Consider the following 14,061-nt stretch of genomic DNA (forward strand, 5'->3'; position numbering starts at 1 on the left):
TCAACGCAAGATCGCATCCGCCATCAGACGCACCATCGTGGCCTGATCAAGATAGCCCGAAACCCGCAAGCGCCGCGCATCCTGATACCGTCGGATAGCGCGACGGCTGTCTTCATCGAACGTCCCGTCAACCGCCCCCGGCTCCAATCCCAACGCCTCCAGACGCCCCTCAACCAGTTTCCGCCCCGCCGCATTCAATTGCAACGCATCCTCCGCCGCCTTGGCGATTTTTTCGATTTGGGCTGTTTCCGAATTGCGCTCAAGCCAATTGATCCGCGCCTGCGCCTCTTGTGCGAAAGCCCCGTTTGGACGATCAGCCAGATACCCGCGATATGCTGCAATCGTGTCGTCCCGGCGCGCAACCTGCCACCGCGCACGGTCACGCTCTTCGGCTTGGGCATTGCGCTGTGCCTCGATCGCGTCCAGGCGTTCCTGCGCAACATCAGCGAAAAACCCATCCGGAAAGCGTTCAAGATAGGCACGGTAACCAGCCTCCGACCCGCGCGATCCGGTGTCTGCCCAAAACGCCCGATCCTCGCGCTCCAAGGCAGCCTGACGTGTGCGCGCTTCTTCCTCAAGCTGTGCCGCGCGGTCATCTGCTTGCCGGTCCAGTCGCACGATCTGGGTTGCCGTCAGATATCCAGACCCGGTTTCTCCGGTCGCCTTTTGCCAATTCGCAATCGCAGAGCGGGTGCCACGCCCGAAAATTCCGTCAATGCCGCGCGTATTATATCCCAACAACGACAAATCCCGCTGAATATCCCGCCGCGCATCCCGCGACAGATCAAGCGCCGCTTCGGCGCGTTTCTCGCGGTAAAACGGCTCTTCCTGAATCGCGGTCAAACGCTGTCTGGCCTCCGCCGCATTCTCCCCATTCGGAAACGCGGCAAGATAGGCTCTGTACCCCGCCTCGGTGTCCGCATTCACTGCATCCTGCCAAGCGGCCCGATCTTCTGCAGTTTGATCGGCTGGATCTTCAATGACCACGGGCAAATCAGCATCTGCGCCCTGCAAAAGAACAAGCGTGTCCGGCACAAACCCCATAAGCTGCAGTCCGGATGATCGGATCAGGGGCAGAACGTCCTCGCCGCCGCCCTCTGACAAGCGCGATGCCAAAGCCAGCGCCGCGCGCTGATCGCCAGTCGCAACCGTCACACCCTGCGGGATACCTGCCTCCGGCACCGTATCCGACAGCCCATCGGCCAGATCACCCCGGCCCTCCGACGCCCCCAAAACGATCAACGCCCGACCGGGGAATTGCGCAGCCACCGCATAGATCGCATCCACGGGAAAGCCGTCGTTCAGCACCTGCATCAGGCTTACGTCCCCCCGCGTGCCGTTCGGCAAAAGATATGTCCCGGCAACAGTCGACACGAACCGCCCTGTCAAAACGATAACCACGTCTTGGGTCTGCACAGTCAGATCACGCGCAAACTCCGAAAACGCGCTGCGCATCTCGCGCAGATCCGCCCCGGCAACCGTACTGACCCGCATATCAGCGTCGCTGAACCTGTCCTGTAATATGCCAAGATCACGGCTCCCGGTCTGACGCTGCAAAACCCGTTCGTCCCCATTGCCAATGACCAGAACAGCGCTGGAGGCCGCCCAGGCGGGGGCGCTCAAACCGATCATCAAAGCCGCCGAGAATAGCAGTCGTTTCATTCTATGGTCCTCTATCTGGTCGACACAGTACCGCATGAAACAGGATCGTTATCCAATATCCAAAAGGAAATACCGGGCTTTTTCTTCAAATCCAGACAGGCTCCCGCCAGAGGCGGTCAGTCATAGCTTCGCGCATCCTCTATAACCAGCCCATCGCGCGGCAACGCCCCGGGCGGCACCAGCTCGACCCGCCCCTTCAGCTTCAGCGTCTCTGCAACGCTTGCCTCGAATGACGCACTATCCTGTGCGGCCGTCTCGATCCGAACCGTCATCACGTCGACTTCGCCGTCGCGGCTGGCCACGACACGCGCGCGCTCGATCTCGTCATGACGTGCGACCAGGGCGGCCACCTGTTCAGGACGCACAAACATACCCTTGATCTTGGTCGTTTGATCGGCCCGCCCCATCCAGCCCTTGATCCGGGCATTGGTCCGCCCGCAGGACGACTGGCCCGGCAGAATGGCACTCAGATCGCCGGTGGCAAAGCGAATCAGCGGATAATCCGGGTTCAAGGTGGTCACCACAACTTCGCCGACCTCGCCTTCGGGCACCGGATCACCCGTGCCCGGTGTCACGATCTCGACAATCACCCCCTCATCCAGGATCAAACCGTCCTCGGCCTCGCTCTCATAGGCGATGTTGCCCAGATCCGCGGTGGCGTAACACTGACGACAGGAAATACCGCGATCCACATAATACTGTCGCAATGAGGGAAACAGCGCCCCTCCCCCGACAGCCGCCTTGCTGATCTTTAGCGGCAATGCCAGTTCATCGGCCTTTTCCAATATGATCTTAAGATAGTCCGGCGTTCCGGCATACGCCGTGATGCCAATGTCATGCGCCGCCTGCGCCTGAAGCTCTGTCTGGCCGGTACCGGCAGGCAAAACCGCCGCCCCGACGGCCCGCGCGCCATTCTCAAAAATCATCCCCGCAGGGGTCAGGTGATAGCCAAAACAGTTCTGCACGATGTCATCCGACCCGATGCCACAGGCATGCAGAAAGCGCCCCATGCGCCACCAGTCATGGCTCACACCGCCGGGTTCATAAATCGGGCCGGGTGATTGAAACACATGGGCCATGTTGCCAACCGGCACACCCCCGAATGGCGGGGCTTCTTTCTGCCAGGTCACCAGCTGGGATTTGCGCAACACCGGCAATCTTGTGATGTCCTCCAGCGATGTCACCGGCGAACAGCCCCCCAAAACAGATCCCTCAACCGCCATAACGCGCGACACCTGTTGCACGAAAGCGGCGTTTTGCGCCGCCAGACGTTCATCCTCGCTGCGTGTTTCCAACTCGTCGAAATACTGGCTCATCTCATTGTCCTTGTGCGTCCTTGTGCGGCACAGGGCCGGGATCTTGCCACATCACGCCATGTGCCGTCTGCGCGTGTGTTCAAATCGGGCCGTTCACAGGGGAACGGGTGGCCCGGCCAAATGACCGCCATCGCTAAAGCTGTGCTCATGCAAGCCATCTTTTGCGGCGGCGATAGCTGCGGACATCGCGAAACGATTTGCGGCCTTCATCCGACATCCCAAGGTAAAACTCTTTCACATCCGGATTTTCGCGCAACTCTGCAGCAGGTCCGTCCATCACGACGCGACCATTTTCCAGGATATATCCCTCATGCGCATAGCGTAGCGCCACATTGGTGTTCTGTTCGGCCAACAGAAAACTGACGCCCTCGTTTTCATTCACCGATTTCACAATCTCGAAAATCTGCTCGACCAATTGCGGGGCCAATCCCATGGACGGCTCATCCAGCAATACGGTCTGAGGCCGCGACATGAGCGCGCGACCGATGGCTGTCATTTGCTGCTCGCCGCCCGACGTATACCCGGCCTGCGATCTGCGCCGTTCTTTCAGACGCGGGAAATAGGTGTAGACCATCTCAAGATCCTGCTCGATGGCGGCTTTGCCATCTTTGCGGGTGTAGGCTCCGGTCAACAGGTTCTCCTCAACGGTCAGGTGCTCAAAGCAATGCCGCCCTTCCATCACCTGAATGACGCCCCGCTTGACCAATGACGCCGGATCAAGCCCCTGCACCGTTTCGCCCTGATAAAGGATCGACCCCTTCGTGACCTCTCCGCGTTCGGAATGCAGCAGGTTGGAAATCGCCTTCAACGTCGTGGTCTTGCCAGCACCATTGCCCCCCAAAAGGGCCGTAATCCCGCCTTTTCTGACCGTCAGGCTTACGCCTTTCAGAACAAGGATGACGTGATTGTAAATCACTTCGATGTTGTTCACTTCAAGAAGCGTCTCATCGGTGCGTCCGGCGTCCAGCATGGCTCTTCTTCTTTTCAAAAATATGCAAATGCCCCCGGCGGCGTCTTGGGAAACCGCCGGGGTCTTGCCCGCCTAGTTTGTGGCCGAGCACTCTTCGTTCATCGCCCAGGGCGCATTCGCCGTCGCGTAATCCGCAGCAGCAGAGGCAATCAGATCCGCATAGCCCTCAACATTTGCCGTCAACAGATCGGATGCCTTGACAAACTTGGAGCCATCCCACTCAAGCATCCACCCGCCGGAATGACCGGTATGATTGGCACATGAGGTCGAGAACGGCGGCACCATGCCGTCCATACCCAGCTCTGCGATACGCTCTTCGGTCAGGTTGATGTTCTCAAGCCCCCACCGCAGCTGCGTGGCATCAATATTGGCCTCACCAAAGTGCTCTTGCGCACCTCTGATCGCTTCGGACAGGATCATCGACATAACCAGACCACGACCATAGAAAACGCCCTGCATCTCTTGTTCGTTGGACTGGCTTAGCCCGGCGTCAAAGACGGTTTCCTTGATCTCCTGCATCAGCGGTGCATCCGGGTTCGGGAATGACCAGGAAATCGACTTGTAGCCTTTGCCCTCTTCTCCAACCAGACGCAGATCAGCGTCATGACCGGCCCACCAGACGCCCAGCATGTTGTCCATCGGGAACTTGGTCTTGACCGCTTCGGTGATGGCCCCGGCGTTCATCGCGCCCCAGCCCCACATGACCACATAGTCCGGACGCTCGCGACGGATCTGAAGCCACTGCGCGGACTGGTTCTGCATCTCTTTCAGACCAACCGGGATTGGCAGCAATTCGAAACCTTTGCTTTCGGAATGCATTTGCAACACCGGAAGCGGCTCTTTGCCGAACGGGTGGTCAAGATGCAGGAATGCAATTTTCTTGCCGTCAAGCGAGCCTTCGGATTCCAGATACTGGATGATCATATCCGCAGCATCCCAGTACCCGGCAGGCATGTTGAACGCCCACTGAAACACCTTGCCGTCCGCCATTGGAGAAAAACCATAGCCCGAGGCGAGAATTGGGATCTCGTCCACATTCGCCTTGGGCAGAACCTGCAGGGTGATGCCGGTTGACCAAGGCTGGGTCACAATCGCCTTGCCCTTGGTTTTTTCATAACATTCCACACCTTTTTCCGTGGAATATCCGGTTTCGCATTCCTCAAAATCAATCGGCACACCGCCAATGCCACCGTCACGCTGGTTCAACAGCGTCATGTAATCCGCCTGACCATTCATCAACGGAATACCTGTCGCCGCAAACGGCCCGGTGCGGTAGGCCAGGTTCGGCAAATACAGGCTTTCGGCAATGGCTGCCGTGCCCATCACTGTGCCAAGCGCAGCAGCGGCGGCCAGTTTGGTAAAATGTTTCATGGTTGTCCTCCCATTGGAACTTTCGTTTTTCTTGGTGTTTCCTGGTCTTGGGCCTGTCCCGTCTCAGTGCGGGAAGGGCCAGATAATGAGCTTTTCCCGGATCAATCGCCACAACTGGTTCAACCCGTGCGGTTCGATGATCAGGAAAAAGATGATCAGCGCGCCGACAATCATCACGTTGATATGTTCAATCAACGCAGAATCGATCCGGAACCCCTGAAGCTGCGCATAGCCATAGATCAGCGTCACCGCCCCAAATCCGATCGCGGCCCCAACGCCCCACATGTTGCGCGCGACCCAGAACAGAAAGGTGGCCGCTGCGATCAAAAGGATCAAAAGCGCCGACGTGCCCCAGGACATCTGGAACACCTGTGTGCCTGCAACCACATTCAGCAGCACCGGCAGACCAACAATCAGAATGGCCCCCAGATAATTGCCCATGATCGACCCAAGCCCACCAATAATCGCAATAAACAAGACCTGAAACGACAGCGGGATATCGAACACATTCGGCTCGGCGGCCCCCTTCCACATAAACACATAAAGCGCACCGGCCACGCCCACCACATAGGATGACACCGCAAAAGCCGTTAGCTTGGATTTCATCAGATTGATGCCAATCAGCTCTGCCGCGATGTCCATATCGCGCGTCGCTTTCCACGTCCGGCCCAGATTGCCACGGGTCAGATTGATACACAGGACCGTCAAAAGCGTCACGATGAACAAGACGATGTAATATTCGGTGACCGATGCCGCCTGGGGGCCGGACACAAAGATACCGAACATTTCAAGGTTGGGCACCTGTATCGCGCCTGAGGCGTTGTAATTGTAAAGCCATGACCATTTTTCAAACAGCCAGACCAAAAAGAACTGAGCGGCAAGTGTGGCAATCGCCAGATAAAACCCCTTGATCCGAAGGCTCGGGATGCCAAAAGCAACCCCGATCCCCGCGCTGAAGAACCCCGATAACAGAATGGCAATAATCGGGTTCAGCTCTGGCATGAGCGTCACCATCTTGTAGCACGCATAGGCCCCGACACCCATAAACGCTCCGGTCCCCAGCGAAAGCTGTCCGGCAAACCCCGTGAGGATGTTCAAACCCATCGCGGCCAACGCATAGATCAGGATCGGAATGAGAAGCGTCTGAAAGGTGAATTCAGATGCGGTCAGCGGAAAAATCACCCAGGCGAAAACCAGCACAATCCCCAAAAGCAGCGCGTCCTGTCGCACAGGAAACAAGGCTTGATCGCGGACATAACTCGTCTTGAATTGACCGGCCGTGCGATACAACATCAGGTTGCCTCCTCTTCCGGCAGTACGGCGCGATTGCGCGGCTTGGCATAGCCGGTCGCCTCGGAATGTTGGATAAGCCAGAAATACGCCCAAAGCCCCGCTGCTCCGCCAGCCGCAGCCAGCAGGATTGCAACAACGGTCTGACTGCCGGCCTCTGTCCCGCTGGTCAGCGCCAGATAGCCAAAGGCCCAAAATCCGGACCAGGCCACTACGTTTAGAAATGCAATCAGTTTCGGCATGTCACCTGTCTTTCGGTCTGTTCGTAAAGCGAAAATCGTTCCGCGATCCTGTTTGTTTCACAGCGCGCCCCGCGCTGCGCTAGACCCTTTCGATGATGCGCTCTCCAAACAATCCTTGCGGACGGAAAAGCAAAACAATCAACGCCAGGACAAAGGCAAACCACGTTTCCGTATTGCCGCCCAAAAGCGGCTGGCCCCAGTAAATTTCGAAGAGTTTTTCAAGAATGCCGATCATCAACCCGCCGACAATCGCACCGGTGATCGATTCCAGCCCGCCCAGCATCAGAACCGGAAGCGCCTTGTAGGCAATCACCTCAAGCGCAAAACTGACACCCGCCCGCGCGCCCCAGGCGATCCCGGTCACAAGCGCAATAATGCCCGCGATGAACCACACCAGAACCCAGATAGTTTGCAACGAGATGCCAACCGACAAAGCCGCCTGGTGATCATCCCCCAGCGCCCGGATCGCACGGCCCATCTGGGTGTAATTGAGAAACGCCAACAGCGCCAACACCAGCAACGTGGCGACAATCACAACCGTTATGTCCAGATGTTGCAGGATCAGCAGGCCACCAAACGGCTCAAGCACCGTGTCACCCGTTGGAATTCCCAGCTCTTCGGTGATCATGACCTTGTTTTCGCCGCCAAAAATGGTCTCGCCCAAGCCGATCAGAAACAATGTTATGCCAATTGTTGCCATGAACAGAATGATGTCCGGCTGTCCGACAAGCGGTCGCAAGACCACGCGCTCGATCGTGACGGCAAGCACAAACATCACAGCAAGCGTCAACCCGACGCTGATCCACGCAGGCACCCCCATGGAATACAGCCCGACAAGCGTCAAAGCCGCGAACACCACCATAATGCCCTGCGCAAAGTTGAAAATCCGGCTGGACCGGAAGATCAGAACAAAGCCCAAGGCGATCAGCGCGTACAGAATACCCGATACCAACCCTTCCCAAAGCACCTGCATCAGAAAGTCCGGTGCCGTGAACATGTCTACAAACGGCGCGATGAATATTTCGTTTAGCATGCCTGCCCCCTCAATGCGCAACGCCAAGATAGGCGGCAATCACATCTTCATTGTTGCGCACCTCATCAGGTGTGCCATCGCCAATCTTTTTGCCGTAATCCATCACAACCACACGATCCGACAGATCCATGACAACCCCCATATCGTGCTCGATCAGGCAGATCGTGGTGCCGAATTCATCGTTCACATCCAGAATAAAGCGGCTCATGTCCTCTTTTTCCTCGACATTCATCCCAGCCATCGGCTCGTCCAGCAACAAAAGCGACGGCTCTGCAGCCAGGGCACGGGCAAGCTCGACCCGCTTCTTGAGCCCATAAGGCAAACGCCCAACCGGCGTTTTGCGGATGCTCTGGATTTCAAGAAAATCAATAACCCGCTCGACTTTTTCGCGGTTTTCCATTTCCTCGTCTCGGGCCTTGCCCCACCACAGCGCCTGTGATGCCAAGCCGGCGGTCATATGCGTCAACCGGCCCGTCATCACGTTGTCCAGAACCGTCATACCTTCGAACAGGGCGATGTTCTGAAACGTCCGCGCCACGCCCTGGCGGGCCACTTCAAACGGCTTCATCGGCGGACGCTTTGCCCCTTGATACCACACCTCGCCTTCGGACGGTGTGTAAAAGCCGGAAATCACATTCAGCATGGAGGATTTTCCAGCCCCGTTTGGTCCGATAATGGCGCGCACCTCGCCCTCATGGATATCGAACGAAATGTCCTGAATGGCCACAACACCGCCAAACCGCAGGGTGATGTTTTTCATCTCCATCAGGGTGCCGCCAATCTGGCGACCATCTGCGGTGACGTATCCTTCGGTGTCTTTCATCAGACATCTCCCCTGACAAATCTCCGCGATATCCATAATTTATTAGGACGTTCTAAGAATCTTCGTACGAAGATTCTTGGGCCCACCCAGAAAAAACTGTGCCACATACCCATCATTCCGCCGCTATCTTCTGCGGGATCACCGGAACCACTTTGGCATCCCGAATTTCCAAAGTTGCTTTGATCTTGCCCTTACGCCCATCCTCGTAGGTCACCTCCGTTTCGGTGTAGACCGAGGGCGAGCCATCATAGAGCGCGGTTACAAGATCCTCGAACTTTTCACCGATAATCTTGCGCCGCACTTTGCGGGTGCGCGTCAACTCCCCGTCATCGGCGTCCAGTTCCTTGTGCAACACAAGAAAACGATGCACCTGGCACCCCGACAACATCTCGTCCTGCGCGACCGAGGCGTTCACCTCTTCGATATGGCCTTGGATCGTATCGAGCACCTGCTGGTGTCCAGCCAACTCCTGATAGGACGCATAGGCAATGTTGTTGCGTTCTGCCCAGTTTCCTACCGCGGCAAGATCAATGTTGATAAATGCCGTACAGCGGTCGCGACCCGCGCCGAACACCACCGCTTCAAGAATATTCGGATAGAATTTCAGCTTGTTTTCAACATATTTCGGCGCAAACATCGCTCCATCGGCCATCGCGCCCACATCCTTCGCGCGGTCGATAATCCGAAGATGCCCTGTCGATTCCTCGATAAACCCGGCATCGCCCGTCGCAACCCAGCCTTCCGGATCCTTCGTATCTGCCGTTGATTCGGCGTTCTTGTAATATTCGACAAAAACGCCGGGCGACCGGTAAAACACTTCGCCATTTTCTTCGATGCGAATTTCCACACCCGGCGACGGCACACCAACCGTATCCGACCGCACCTCTCCATCGGGCTGCTGAGTGATAAAGACCGACGCTTCGGTTTGGCCATAAAGCTGTTTCAGGTTGATCCCAAGCGCCCGGTAGAAATCGAAAATCTCCGGCCCAATCGCTTCACCCGCAGTGTAGCCCACACGCACATTCGAAAATCCCAGCGCGTTTTTCAACGGTCCGTACACCATGATTTCGCCAAGCCGGTATTTCAGCCGATCAAACGCGCCAACAGAATGCCCATCCAGAATGGCAGGCCCGACCTTGCGCGCGTGTTCCATAAAGTAGTCAAATGTCTTCTTTTTGAAGGTTCCCGAATCCTCCATCCGGATCATGATTTGCGTCAGCTGTGTTTCGAACACCCGCGGCGGCGCAAAATAATATGACGGGGCAATCTCGCGCAGGTCGGTCATCATCGTCTCCGGGCTTTCCGGGCAATTGACGCAGAACCCCGACCAATAGGCCTGCCCAATTGAAAAGATAAAATCACCGACCCAAGCCATTGGCAGATATGCTAAAACTTCGTCATCCGCTTTGAGATGGTCAAATTCAGAGGAAGCCTTCGCCGTTTCGATGATATTGCGATTGGACAGCACAACCCCCTTGGGTTTGCCCGTCGTGCCCGACGTGTACAACATCACACATGTGCTGTCATAATCCAGCTTGGCGCGGCGCGACGAAAGCTCTTTTATAAATTCATCATAAGCAGCACGGCCCTGGTTCTGAACATGAGAGAACTCGTGCAAACGGGTATGATCGTATTTCCGCAGGCCGCGTGGATCGAGGTAGATCATATGCTCGAATTGATGCAGATCGTCCTGGATCTCGATGATCTTGTCGACCTGCTCTTGGTCACTGACAATGGCGAACCGGGCACCGCAGTGGTCCAGTACGTATTTCATCTCCTCCGCGACCGCATCCTGATAAAGCGGCACCGGGATCGCGCCAATCGATTGCGCCGCGACCATCGACCAATAGAAATACGGGCGGTTGCGTCCGATAACCGCGATGAAATCGCCCTCTGCGACCCCAAGGTTCAACAGCCCCAGGGCCAATGCCTCGATTTCTTGGGCGGTTTCCGACCAGGTCCAGCTTTGCCAGATGCCGTATTCTTTTTCGCGATAGGCAGGCGAATTGCCAAGCTGCGCAGCGTTGCGCGCCAAAAGCGCCGGAACCGAACGCAGGCCCTCTGCGCCCTCGGTCAAATGTGCCAAATCGTTTCCTCCCATTGTCCGGGCTTTCCGAACAGATCGCCTTATTTTGCGATTCTGTCTTGAGATTGGACAAGGCAAAGGGTGACGGTCAACTTTTTCCTGAAGTTTTCTCAATTCCAACGAATTGTAACAGCTCTCCCATCCGTTTGACTTGTGGCCGTGACGCCAAACCGTAAAGTCTTGGCCAAGACCAGGAGGTGCCAAAATGAAAAACGCGCAGGCTTGGATCGGATGTCATGGCTGACCGGGTACAGACAGAGGCCCTTGTTCAGGCTGGCCTGAACCTAATCGGACAGGCCTTGTCGATCTATGACAGCGATCTCAAACTTGCCGCCTGCAACACCCGTTTTGCCGAGATGTTTGCATTGCCTGCGCATCTGACCAAACCCGGCGCGGATTTCGCCGAAACCCTTTTGCATCTTGTTGAACAAGGCGAATATGGGCAGGTCGACGACATTGACAGTTTTGTCGAAACGCGTGTCGATCAGGCTCGTGCGTTCCAGCCGCATTACATGGAACGCCGCCGCGCCAACAATCGCATGATCAGCGTCGAAGGCGCACCGCTGCCGCAAGGCGGTTGGGTTACAGTCTACACCGATATCACCGAAACCAAATCCCAAGAACAACTTCTGCGCACGCGGTCAGAACTCCTTTCCGAAGAGGTACTGGCCCGTTCCGAGGAACTGGCAACCACAAATCGCGAACTTGCCGCAACCGTATCGGCGTTGGAGGAAGCCCAGCGCGAACTCACCGACATGGAGGCGCATACCCGGCTGACCACTGAAATGATGCCGGCCCATATCGCCCATGTCGATAGCGCCGGGCGCTATAGCTTTTCGAATCGCAAGCTGTCATCGGTCATCCCGGGCCGCCCCTCGCGGATCGAAGGGCTCCATATCTCTGAGGCTTTGGGCACAGACGCCTATTCCCGTGTGCTGCCGAACCTGCAAATGGCGCTGGCCGGTGATCCTTCGACTTTTGAATTCACCGACACCCACAGCTCCCGTCGAATCCGTGTCGCCTTTACCCCCGACGAACGCGAAAACGGTGTTTATATCCTGTCGATGGATGTCACCGAAGAAACACAAGCGCGGGCGGCCCTGCAACAAACGCGCCGCCGCGAGATGGCCGCGCAGCTGACATCCGGGCTTGCGCATGATTTTTCCAACCTGCTCACCATCATTCTTGGCATGCAGTCGAAACTGGCGCGTATGGGCTTGCCCCCGAACGCCGATCCTTTGATCACAGCAACGCTTCAGGCCGCGCGGCGCGGCGGTGATCTTCTTAATCGCATAGCCGACATCACCGCGCATCGCGCATGGCAACCGGAACCCCTTGATCTTGATACCTTTCTTAGCGATTTGCGCACGCTGTCATCGCCGTCGATCCCCGACAGTATGACCCTTGTGGTTGAAAACCATGTGACTTCCCCTGCGCTGCTGGACCCTGGCCAATTGCAAGACAGCCTTCTGAACCTGATCCTGAATGCCCGGGATGCATGCCCAGACAATGGCACTATCACCCTGATCGCCAGCCAGCTACAAAACACCTGGATCGACTTTACCGTCGCCGATACCGGACCGGGCTTCTCGGGTGACGCGCTGAACCATGCTCTTGATCCCTTTTTTACCACGAAAGGCGACAAAGGCTCGGGGCTGGGCCTGTCGATGGTGTATGACATGGCCAAACTTGCCGGTGGTCAGCTCAAGCTTGCAAACACCGCAACTGGCGCATGCGTGACCTTGCGTTTGCCGTTCCGTCCTGCGGCACGGCATGCCGTCAACGATCTTGTCCTCCTTGTGGAAGACAACGCCGATCTGCGCATGACGATTCGCAATATGCTAACCAGCCTTGGTCACAGCGTCATCGAAGCCACCTCTGTTGATGAGGCCTACGCGCTGGCGCAAGGCGTGCCCGACATTGCTTTTGTGCTGTCTGACATCTCGCTCGAAGGGGAAAAACTTGGCACGGCGCTGGTCGATGCCCTGCCCGACAAACCAGTCTACCTCATGACATCCCTGCCATCCTCAGATCCCCGATACAGTCACGCAAGACGCATAACATCCCTCCTTTCAAAACCCTTCACCGAAGCACAGCTTGCGATGTTTCTTGGCCATAAAACCGCAGAGATATGAACAAACCATTGATCACCATCCTCGACGACGAACCCGCGATCCGTGCCATGTTGTCAGAGGCCTTGCAGGACGCGGGATTCGACACAAAAGCCTATGCTCGTGCTGCCGAATTCGAAGCCGCCTTGCGCCGCACCACACCGGATGTGTGCCTAGTGGATCTGGGCCTGCCAGACCGCGACGGCCTCAGCCTTGTGCATCGTCTGGCCCTGGAACAAGGCGCGACCGTGATCATCATCTCAGGCCGCGCGCAGGTGCAGGATAAAATCACCGGCCTGGAGCTGGGGGCCGATGATTACATCATCAAACCCTTCGATCCCGCCGAGGTCGTGGCCCGCGTTCGCGCCCGGCTGCGCACCCGCAACGCACCGGCAACACCCCACCAAACCGCCCGCTTCAATGGGTGGACCGCGCATTTCGACCGCTATTCGCTGGAAGACGAAAGCGGCGCGGAAACGCCGTTTTCCCATGCCGAGGGCGAGGTGCTGCGCCTGTTTCTTGACAGCCCCAATCGCCTGATCACGCGGGAATTCATGCAAAATTCACTGGGCGGGGCAGCGGGCGAAAGTTTTGATCGCGCAATGGACGTGCGCATCTCGCGGTTGCGCACCAAGCTGCGCGAAGATCCGAAAAACCCGCGCCTGATCAAAACGATCTATGGCGCGGGCTATATTTTCCTGACCGATGTCAGCTGGTCCTGATCAGCCTTACTCGTCAAACGGAGCCAGATTCTGAAGCTGCTCTTCGGTCATCTTGCTCACATATTCCGCGCCATCCCAGGTCAGCGCATCAAGCGGTACGGCAACCTCGGTATCCGCAAGGTCTAAAAACCCGCCCATCTCGATCAGAAAACCGGCAGGCTGGCCGTTGCTGTCGATCAGGATTTCTTCAATCTCTCCGATCACATCGCCATTGGTGTTGCGCACATCAATATCATCTGCGCTTTGCATAAATGTGCCATCGCGTGTCTCTACTGGCCCGGCAGAGCCCTCTTCGGCGTCTTGCGCGTACACCGGCATGGCACAGGCCAGCGCTGCCAAACATATCCAACGTGTCATCATAGCCTCCATTGCAAGTTTCAAAGAGCAAACTCCAATGGTGTGGCGGAGGTTCCCCCACAAAACCCATTCGTCCAG

12 protein-coding genes are annotated in these 14,061 nt (G+C 56.9%); 2 read left to right on the forward strand and 10 right to left on the reverse strand.

All coding sequences use genetic code 11. The features are described from left to right. The 9 genes from ACG74X_RS12600 to ACG74X_RS12640 all read right to left on the reverse strand — a co-directional run bounded on the left by ACG74X_RS12600 (position 1) and on the right by ACG74X_RS12640 (position 10,784). The gene (locus ACG74X_RS12600; protein WP_411235229.1) at positions 1 to 1,662 is read right to left on the reverse strand and encodes a peptidoglycan-binding protein; all 1,662 of its coding nucleotides are present in this window, start codon (positions 1,660 to 1,662) and stop codon (positions 1 to 3) included. A gap of 116 nt (positions 1,663 to 1,778) precedes the next feature. Next, positions 1,779 to 2,978, reverse strand: a complete 1,200-nt coding sequence (locus ACG74X_RS12605) for a phenylacetate--CoA ligase family protein (protein WP_411235230.1) — start codon at positions 2,976 to 2,978, stop codon at positions 1,779 to 1,781. A gap of 145 nt (positions 2,979 to 3,123) precedes the next feature. Then, positions 3,124 to 3,948, reverse strand: a complete 825-nt coding sequence (locus tag ACG74X_RS12610; RefSeq protein ID WP_411235231.1) for an ABC transporter ATP-binding protein — start codon at positions 3,946 to 3,948, stop codon at positions 3,124 to 3,126. Between the two features lie 72 nt (positions 3,949 to 4,020). After that, complete coding sequence (locus ACG74X_RS12615; RefSeq protein ID WP_411235233.1) at positions 4,021 to 5,319, reverse strand: ABC transporter substrate-binding protein; 1,299 nt, start codon at positions 5,317 to 5,319, stop codon at positions 4,021 to 4,023. Positions 5,320 to 5,382: 63 nt separating this feature from the next. Then, positions 5,383 to 6,612 carry a branched-chain amino acid ABC transporter permease gene (locus ACG74X_RS12620; RefSeq protein ID WP_411235234.1) on the reverse strand — a complete coding sequence of 410 codons (1,230 nt, stop codon included), beginning with the start codon at positions 6,610 to 6,612 and terminating at the stop codon, positions 5,383 to 5,385. Continuing rightward, positions 6,612 to 6,851 (reverse strand): hypothetical protein, encoded by a 240-nt coding sequence (locus ACG74X_RS12625; protein WP_411235235.1) that lies wholly within the window; start codon positions 6,849 to 6,851, stop codon positions 6,612 to 6,614. Before ACG74X_RS12625 ends, ACG74X_RS12620 begins: the two co-directional genes overlap by 1 nt. A 79-nt stretch (positions 6,852 to 6,930) precedes the next feature. Next, a complete protein-coding gene (locus tag ACG74X_RS12630; RefSeq protein ID WP_411235236.1) occupies positions 6,931 to 7,884 on the reverse strand; it encodes a branched-chain amino acid ABC transporter permease in 954 nt (317 codons plus the stop codon). Between the two features lie 10 nt (positions 7,885 to 7,894). After that, positions 7,895 to 8,707 carry an ABC transporter ATP-binding protein gene (locus ACG74X_RS12635; protein ID WP_411235237.1) on the reverse strand — a complete coding sequence of 271 codons (813 nt, stop codon included), beginning with the start codon at positions 8,705 to 8,707 and terminating at the stop codon, positions 7,895 to 7,897. A 112-nt stretch (positions 8,708 to 8,819) separates the two neighbouring features. Further along, a complete protein-coding gene (locus ACG74X_RS12640; RefSeq protein WP_411235624.1) occupies positions 8,820 to 10,784 on the reverse strand; it encodes an AMP-binding protein in 1,965 nt (654 codons plus the stop codon). A 245-nt stretch (positions 10,785 to 11,029) separates the two neighbouring features. On the opposite strand from ACG74X_RS12640, the gene ACG74X_RS12645 reads away from it, so the two are divergent. Together ACG74X_RS12645 and ACG74X_RS12650 are read left to right on the forward strand one after the other, a co-directional pair. Continuing rightward, the gene (locus ACG74X_RS12645; RefSeq protein ID WP_411235238.1) at positions 11,030 to 12,928 is read left to right on the forward strand and encodes a PAS-domain containing protein; all 1,899 of its coding nucleotides are present in this window, start codon (positions 11,030 to 11,032) and stop codon (positions 12,926 to 12,928) included. Continuing rightward, the gene (locus ACG74X_RS12650; protein ID WP_411235239.1) at positions 12,925 to 13,626 is read left to right on the forward strand and encodes a response regulator transcription factor; all 702 of its coding nucleotides are present in this window, start codon (positions 12,925 to 12,927) and stop codon (positions 13,624 to 13,626) included. The genes ACG74X_RS12645 and ACG74X_RS12650 overlap by 4 nt, the downstream gene beginning before the upstream one ends. A gap of 6 nt (positions 13,627 to 13,632) precedes the next feature. Here ACG74X_RS12650 and ACG74X_RS12655 read toward each other — a convergent pair whose 3' ends face one another. Then, positions 13,633 to 13,983, reverse strand: a complete 351-nt coding sequence (locus tag ACG74X_RS12655; protein ID WP_411235240.1) for a PRC-barrel domain-containing protein — start codon at positions 13,981 to 13,983, stop codon at positions 13,633 to 13,635. Positions 13,984 to 14,061: the final 78 nt, after the last annotated feature.

The sequence above is a fragment of the Marivita sp. S0852 genome (genome assembly GCF_046591575.1).
In the GTDB taxonomy this organism is placed as follows: domain Bacteria; phylum Pseudomonadota; class Alphaproteobacteria; order Rhodobacterales; family Rhodobacteraceae; genus Marivita.